The sequence below is a fragment of the Burkholderia sp. Ac-20345 genome (assembly GCF_017104825.1).
Lineage (GTDB): Bacteria > Pseudomonadota > Gammaproteobacteria > Burkholderiales > Burkholderiaceae > Burkholderia > Burkholderia lata_B.
Genome location: NZ_JAAGPO010000324.1, coordinates 1 through 6,942, shown reverse-complemented (window position 1 = coordinate 6,942; position 6,942 = coordinate 1). Strand labels below are relative to the sequence as shown.

At 67.1% G+C, this 6,942-nt stretch carries 5 protein-coding genes; 2 read left to right on the top strand and 3 right to left on the bottom strand.

Translation table 11 applies throughout. From position 1 onward, the window contains the following. A partial coding sequence (locus G3O06_RS45620; protein WP_205820007.1) for an extracellular solute-binding protein occupies positions 1-933 on the bottom strand: 933 nt, incomplete at its 3' end. 243 nt (positions 934-1,176) lie between these two features. On the opposite strand from G3O06_RS45620, the gene G3O06_RS45615 reads away from it, so the two are divergent. Then, a complete protein-coding gene (locus G3O06_RS45615) occupies positions 1,177-1,338 on the top strand; it encodes a hypothetical protein (protein WP_006476417.1) in 162 nt (53 codons plus the stop codon). 148 nt (positions 1,339-1,486) lie between these two features. Here the strand turns inward: G3O06_RS45615 and G3O06_RS45610 are convergent, their stop codons facing one another. Continuing rightward, complete coding sequence (locus tag G3O06_RS45610; protein ID WP_174983105.1) at positions 1,487-2,854, bottom strand: amino acid permease; 1,368 nt, start codon at positions 2,852-2,854, stop codon at positions 1,487-1,489. A 290-nt stretch (positions 2,855-3,144) separates the two neighbouring features. Beyond that, positions 3,145-5,436, bottom strand: a complete 2,292-nt coding sequence (locus tag G3O06_RS45605; protein ID WP_174973213.1) for an FUSC family membrane protein — start codon at positions 5,434-5,436, stop codon at positions 3,145-3,147. 182 nt (positions 5,437-5,618) lie between these two features. Here G3O06_RS45605 and G3O06_RS45600 point away from each other — a divergent pair. Beyond that, on the top strand, positions 5,619-6,942 hold a 1,324-nt coding region (locus G3O06_RS45600), incomplete at its 3' end, for an exodeoxyribonuclease V subunit gamma (protein ID WP_205820006.1).

Below are 6,942 nucleotides of genomic sequence, written 5' to 3'. Positions count from 1 at the left end.
CTGGTCGAGCTTCACGTTCGCGCGCACCGGGTATTCGTAGTTCGCCTGCGCATACAGCGCCTGCGCTTCCGGCGACACGAGGTATTCGAGCAGTTTCACCGCGTTGGCCTTGTGCGGCGCGTGCTTCGCGACCGTCGCGCCGCTGATGTTCACGTGCGTGCCGCCGCTCTTCGCGTTCGCGAACGTCGGCCGCACGACCTTGATCGCGTCGCCCCACTTGCGCGCATCGCTGCCGGGTTCAGCATTCTTCATGTGACCGACGTAGTAGGCATTTGCGAGGCCGACGTCGCAGATGCCGCCGAGGATGTCGCGCGCGACGTCGCGGTCGCCGCCCGTCGCCTTGCGTGCGAGGTTCGCCTTCACGCCGCGCAGCCACTTCTCGGTGGCCGCTTCGCCGTCGTGCGCGATCATCGCCGCGACGAGCGCCGTGTTGTACGGATGCTGGCCCGAGCGGATGCAGACCTTGCCCTTCCATTTCGGATCGGCGAGATCCTCGTAGCGGAACGCGTCGACCTTCAGGTCCTTCTCGACGTACAGCACGCGGTCGCGCAGCGACAGAGCGTACCAGTCGCCGTTCGCGCCGCGCAGGTTCGCGGGAATCGCGTCGTCGAGCGCCTTCGAGCGCACCGGCTGCGTGAGCCCGCCGTCGACGAGATCGAGCAGGTTGCCGACGTCGACCGTCATCAGCACGTCGGCCGGCGACTGCGCGCCTTCCGCCTTCACGCGCTCGAGCAGGCCGTCCTTCACGAACACCGTGTTGACCTTGACGCCGCTCTGCTTCGTGAACGCGTCGATGAGCGGCTGGATCAGCTTCGGTTCGCGGGTGGTGTACAGGCTCACTTCCTCGGCTGCGTGGGCCAGCGGCGCGAATGCGGCGGCGGCAAGGGCGAGGGCGCCGGCGAGCGGCAGCAGGCGGGTGCGCGGATTCGACATGAAGACTCCGGAAGGGGCAGGTGGACGAAGGGAGCGTTCCGGGGCGCGCCTGCCGCCCGAGCGACCCGAAACATTACAAAATGAAAGACTCGAGATTCTAGATCGAAATGGGAACGGTTATCAAATGAAAGCTTTCAGCGGGCGGGGGGAGGAGGGGAAAGGGGATCGGAAACGGGGCGTCGCGGCGGGGGCGCAAGCGCGTAGAATGCCCGCTTCGATGAATTTGACGGAGTTGCCCCGACCATGAACGATCAGCGCAAGAAGAACCCTGTCCGCAACGTGAGCATCCTGATCGTCGTGGCCGTGCTGCTCGTGATCGGGACGATCCTGTACAACGCGATTTCGCAGAAGCACGCGTACGACGAGGCCCATCCTGCCGAGGCCGCGAGCGCGGCGTCGCACTGACGTGCCGGTGCGCGGCCCGGCGGGCCGCGCACGTGGGGTGGATGTGAAGGAGATGAGTCCCCGGCTGTCGGCGAGGCAAATGCCACGCGGTGCAGGGGAAGAAGCGGGCGCCTGAACCGGCGCGCCGCGTACGCAGGTCAGCCGTGCGTCAACGTGACGCAGGGGCGAACTTCGGGCGGATCCGTGCGTAGAACACGAGCGCGAGCAGCGCGAGCCAGGCCGCGCCGACATACAGCGCGACGCGCGTGTCCTCGAACCAGCCGAGCATCACGATCACGAAGCCCATGAATGCGATCGTCAGTGCCGGCGCGACCGGCCACAACGGCACCTTGAACTTCAGCGCCGCGACTTCGGCGTTCGACAGCCGGCGGCGCATCGCGACCTGCGACAGCAGGATCATCAGCCAGACCCACACGGTGGCGAACGTCGCGATTGCCGCGACCATCAGGAATACGTCCTTCGGCATCAGGTAGTTGAGCAGCACGCCGACGAGCAGCGCGAGCGCCATCACGAGCACCGTGACCCACGGCACGCCGTGCCGCGACGTCGTCATCAGCACGCGCGGCGCCTGGCCCTGGCGCGCCATTCCGAACATCATCCGGCCCGCGCCGAAGATGTCGCTGTTGATTGCGGAGATCGCCGCGCTGATCACCACCAGGTTGAGGATCGTCGCGGCCGACTTCACGCCGAGCGCCGAGAAGATCTGCACGAACGGGCTGCCGTCGCCGCCGACACCCGTCCACGGGCTGATCGACATCAGCACGACCATCGTCAGCACGTAGAACAGCAGGATGCGCGCGGGCACCGCGTTGATCGCGCGCGGAATCACGCGCTCCGGATCCTTTGCCTCGCCGGCGCTCATGCCGATTACCTCGATCCCGCCGTACGCGAAGATCACGACCGACAGCGACGCGATCAGCCCGCCAATGCCGTTCGGCAGGAAGCCGCCATGGTTCCACAGGTTCGCGAACGTCGGCACGTCGGCCGAGTGACCAAAGTGCATGCCGGTCAGCAGGATCGCGACGCCGCCGCCGATCATCGCGACGATCGCGCCGACCTTGATGATCGACAGCCAGAACTCCAGCTCGCCGAACACCTTCACATGGCACAGGTTCAGCCCGCAGATGATCGCGACGACGCCGAGCACCCAGATCCATTGCGGGACATCCGGAAACCAGAAGCCCATGTAGATGCCGAACGCGGTGATGTCGGCGATCGCGACGATCACCATTTCGAGCGTGTAGGTCCAGCCGGTGACGAATCCGGCGAACGGGCCGAGGTTCTCGGTCGCGTAGTGGCCGAACGAGCCGGCGACGGGTTCGCGCACGGCCATCTCGCCGAGCGCGCGCATCACCATGTAGACGGCCGCGCCGCCCAGGATGTACGCCAGGATCACGGCCGGGCCCGCGAGCTGGATCGCGGACGCCGAACCGTAGAACAGGCCCGTGCCGATCGCCGAACCCAGCGCGAGAAAGCGGATGTGCCGCGCGCTCAGGTGGCGCTGCAAGTTTTTCATCGTGTCTCCGATATCGTTATGCGACGGACCGGGCGAGCGGGGCCGGTCCGATTGGCTCAAGTTGTCTATACAACTTAAATGTGAACGAATGATAACAAGCCGGGCCGGGTGACCGGAATCGGGTATTCCCTGACTGGCGCGACGGGCGCAATAGGAGGTTGGGCGGTCGCGCAACGAGGGCGCAGGCCGCGTGGAACGGGCGGGTCATGCTTCGGGGATCGTTGAATCGGGGAGCGCCGGGGCCGATCCGCGGCATGCGCGGGCCGGCCACCGGCGGGGTAAAGCCGCGCTCAGGCGGGCAGGCGGATCACGCTCGCATCCTTGCGGATCAGCAGCGACGACGCGAGCATCTGCTTGCACTGGTGCGCGAGCACCTTCAGGTCGTGCGTGAGTTCGGCACCCACCGCATCGGATTTCTCCGCGGACACGACCATCGCGTCGAGGTCGCGCGTGATCTGCTTCGACGCGTCGAGCTGGTCGGCGGGCGGCGGCTCGCCGGCCTCGGCCTTCTCGAGATTGTCGAGCACCGCGGCGAGGCCGCGATGCAGCGCGTCGTCGTGGAGGATGCTGCCGTCAGCCGCGCAGGCCGTGCGGATCAGCGGCGCAGCGGCCGTGATCTGCGCGCCGAGCACGTGCGTCTGCACGAGCAGGTCGTTCAGTTCGGGCACGAAGCGCTGGTGCGCCTTCGGCTCGATCATCATCCGCTGGAACGCCTGCCCGAGATTCGCGAACGCGATGTGCACATCCTTGCGCGCGAGGCGGTAGCGGTAGTCGTCGTCGAGGGTCGTGACCGGTGTCTCGATGGCCGCCGCAACGACCGGCACGACGGCCGCGCCGTCGGCGACCGGCACCGGCGGCGGCGACACGCCGCGCCCGGCGCGCCACACAGCCTCGAAATACTTGCGGGTGGCGGTGAGCATGTCGGCGACCTGCTTGCCCATCAGCCGGTATTCCCAGTACGGGAACAGCCGGCTCGCGGCGATAGCGATCATGCAGCCGACCACGGTGTCGATCGCGCGCTCGCCGATGATCCGCATGCTGCCCGGCGCGAGCAGGTGGAACATCAGCAGCACGTACGACGACGTGAACACGACGCTCGCCGCGTAGTTGAACAGCAGCAGGCTGTAGCTCATCACCATCGACGCGAACATGATCGCGATCAGCAGGTGCGGTTCCTTCACCGTGTAGATCAGCGCGATGCTCGCCGCGCAGCCGATCAGCGTGCCGATGATCCGCTGCGCGTTGCGCTGCTTGGTGAGCGAGTAGCCGGGCTTCAGGATGATGATGGTCGTCATCACGATCCAGTACGCGTTCGTGAGCGGCAGCAGTCGGCCGAGCCAGAACGCGACCGCCACCCCGATCGTCACGCGCAGCGCGTGGCGGAAGCTCGGCGAGCGCATGTTCAGGTTCGAGAAGATCAGCAGCGGCGACATCCGGCGCCGCTGCAGGAAGCGCGTGAGCGCCTTGTCGATCTTCAGTTCGGTTTGCTGCGGATCGGCATGGCCCGACAGGTTGCGGCGCATCCGGTCGATCAGGCGCGTCGCGCTCCAGATGCGCCGGAACGTGGCCAGCACGGCCGCATACGCTTCCGCGTTGGTGGCCGGGAAGTTCTTCTTGCGCATCAGCTCGATCTCGTACTCGATCGCGCGCAGTTCGGCCTTCACGCTGATCCGCGAATGCGGTGCGCGGTTTTCGAGCACCGCGAGGCCGATCTCCTCGAGATCGGCGGCCGCCTTGCAGATCAGATCGCGGTAGAAAATGATGAGATCGGAGCCGCCGAACGTATTGCGCACCAGCGGGTAATCGGTGTGCGCGCCGACGAACAGCTCGTGCAGGTCGACGCTGTTGATGAACAGGTTGTACATCGTCGTGCGGCCGGGATCGAGCTTGCCGCGCCGCAGCTTCGGCAGGTTGCGCAGCACGATGTCGCGTGCGGTTTCCTGGGTTTCGACCGCCGTGATCTGCTTGGCGACGAGATTGCGGTAGCACTCGTCGAGGTCCGCATCGAGATCGTAGAACTGCGCACGCGCGAGCAGGTAGTCGGCGCAGGCGAACAGGCTTTCGGCGAGCGCCTGCTGCTCGATCCGGCGCGCCTGCCATTGCGACACGAGCGTGGCCCAGTACGTGTACCAGAGGCCGCCCGCGAGAATCCAGCCGGCGTTGATGAATGCCTGCAGCGGCGTGAAACTCTCCTCGAGCGTCATCACCATCATGAACAGCGTCGCGAAGCTGATCTGCGGCCAGCGGTTGCCGTAGACGACGATCAGCGACAGCACGAAGGTGAGCGGCACGATGGTGAGCCACAGCACGAAGATGTTCGGTGTCGCAAGGCCGGTTGCGAGCGCGGCCAGAAAACCGATCACGCTGCAAGCGAGCATTTCGTTGTGCTTGTACTTGAGCGGGCCCGGCATGTCGACGACGCATGCGCCGAGCGCGCCCGTCGAGATCGTGAAGCCGAGCTCCCGGTTGTGAAACACGATCAGGCACAGCACGGCCGGCAGCGAGACACCGACCGCGATCCGCAGGCCACCGAAAAAGTACTGGCTGTAGAAAAACTTTCTGATTTCGACCGAATAGCGCATCGATGGGCTGTATAGCAGACGAAGACGCCCGGGGGCGGCATCTTGACTGGCGACGAGTCTATCGTATTTCGCGGTCCGCAAAACCTGGCTTTCCGGACGAGGTTCGCGACGGCGATCCATTTGCTATCCTTGGTGATCCTGTTCGCCCGGCCCGGCCGGCGCGAGGTTCCGACGCCTGCTTCATGCTCCATCTCTTCTATTCGAACCGACACGAAACGCTGGCCGACGCGCTGCTCGAGGATCTGGCCGCGTTCCCGGCCCGCAACGGCCCGTGGGCGCCGCAACAGGTCATCGTGCCGAGCGCGGCGCTGCGCCGCCGTCTCGAGCTCGACATCGCCGCGCGCAACGGCGTGTGCGCGAACGTCGAGTTCACGTATCTCGCGCAATGGCTGTGGGCGCAGATCGGCCGCGTGCTGACGGTGCCCGCGCGTTCGCCGTTCGCACCCGACCGCCTCGTGTGGCGCTGCTACCGGCTGTTCGCGCAGGCGTCCGACGGGGCGCCGTGGCTCGCGTCGCCGCGGCTGGCCGCGTATCTGTCCGCGTCCGACGATGCAATGCGCTACGAACTCGCGCACCGCGTCGCGGCCGTGCTCGATCACTACCTGACCTATCGTCCCGAATGGCTGGCCGCATGGCAGGCCGGCGAGTCCGTGCTCGCGGGCGACGCCGCGCCGCGCGGGGTCAGCGACGCCGCGCGCGACGACGAGCGCTGGCAGGCCGCGCTGTGGCGCGCGCTGCTCGCCGAGCTAAGCGACAGCGGCACGCCGCCGGCGCACCGTTTCCTCGTCGAGGCTCGCCATCTCGATGCTGAAACCATCGCGCGCGCGGACTGGCCGGAATCGGTCAGCGTGTTCGCGCTGCCGACGATGCCGCCGCTGCATGTCGCATTGCTGCGCGAGCTGTCGCGCTGGGTCGACGTGCGCGTCTATGCGCTGAACCCGTGCCGTGAATTCTGGTTCGACATCGTGACCGCCGCGCATGCCGAGGCGCTCGATGCGGCCGGGCGGCTCGACTACCAGGAAGTCGGCCATCCGCTGCTCGCCGAATGGGGCAGGCAGACCCAGGCGCAGCTGCACATGCTGCACGAACTGACTGAAAGCGCCGCGTCGGGCGACGCGTCGCGTTTCGTCGAGAATCCCGCGCCGACGTGGCTCGCGCGCGTGCAGAACGCGATCCTCGAACTGCAGCCGGAGGCCGAAATCGGCAGCACGCCGGCCGAGCGCGGGATCGAGGTGCACGTGTGCCACAGCCTCGCGCGTCAGCTCGAGGTGCTGCACGACCGGCTGCTCGCGTGGTTCGACGCCGACGCGAGCCTGCAGCCGTCCGACGTGCTCGTCGCGGTGGCCGATCTCGCGGCGGCCGGGCCGCTGATCGACGCCGTGTTCGGCACGGCCGGCACCGGCGGCGCGCGCGTGCCTTACCGGATCACCGGCCTGCCGCCGTCACAGGCGAACCCGGTCGCCCGCGTGCTGCTCGACTGGCCCGCGTTGCCGGAGCGGCAAGAAC

Excerpts from the sequence above, each read along its gene's own strand:
- G3O06_RS45610 (WP_174983105.1), bottom strand. The coding sequence starts at position 2,854 with ATGAAAAACTTGCAGCGCCACCTGAGCGCGCGGCACATCCGCTTTCTC.
- G3O06_RS45615 (WP_006476417.1), top strand. The coding sequence starts at position 1,177 with ATGAACGATCAGCGCAAGAAGAACCCTGTCCGCAACGTGAGCATCCTG.
- G3O06_RS45605 (WP_174973213.1), bottom strand. The coding sequence starts at position 5,436 with ATGCGCTATTCGGTCGAAATCAGAAAGTTTTTCTACAGCCAGTACTTT.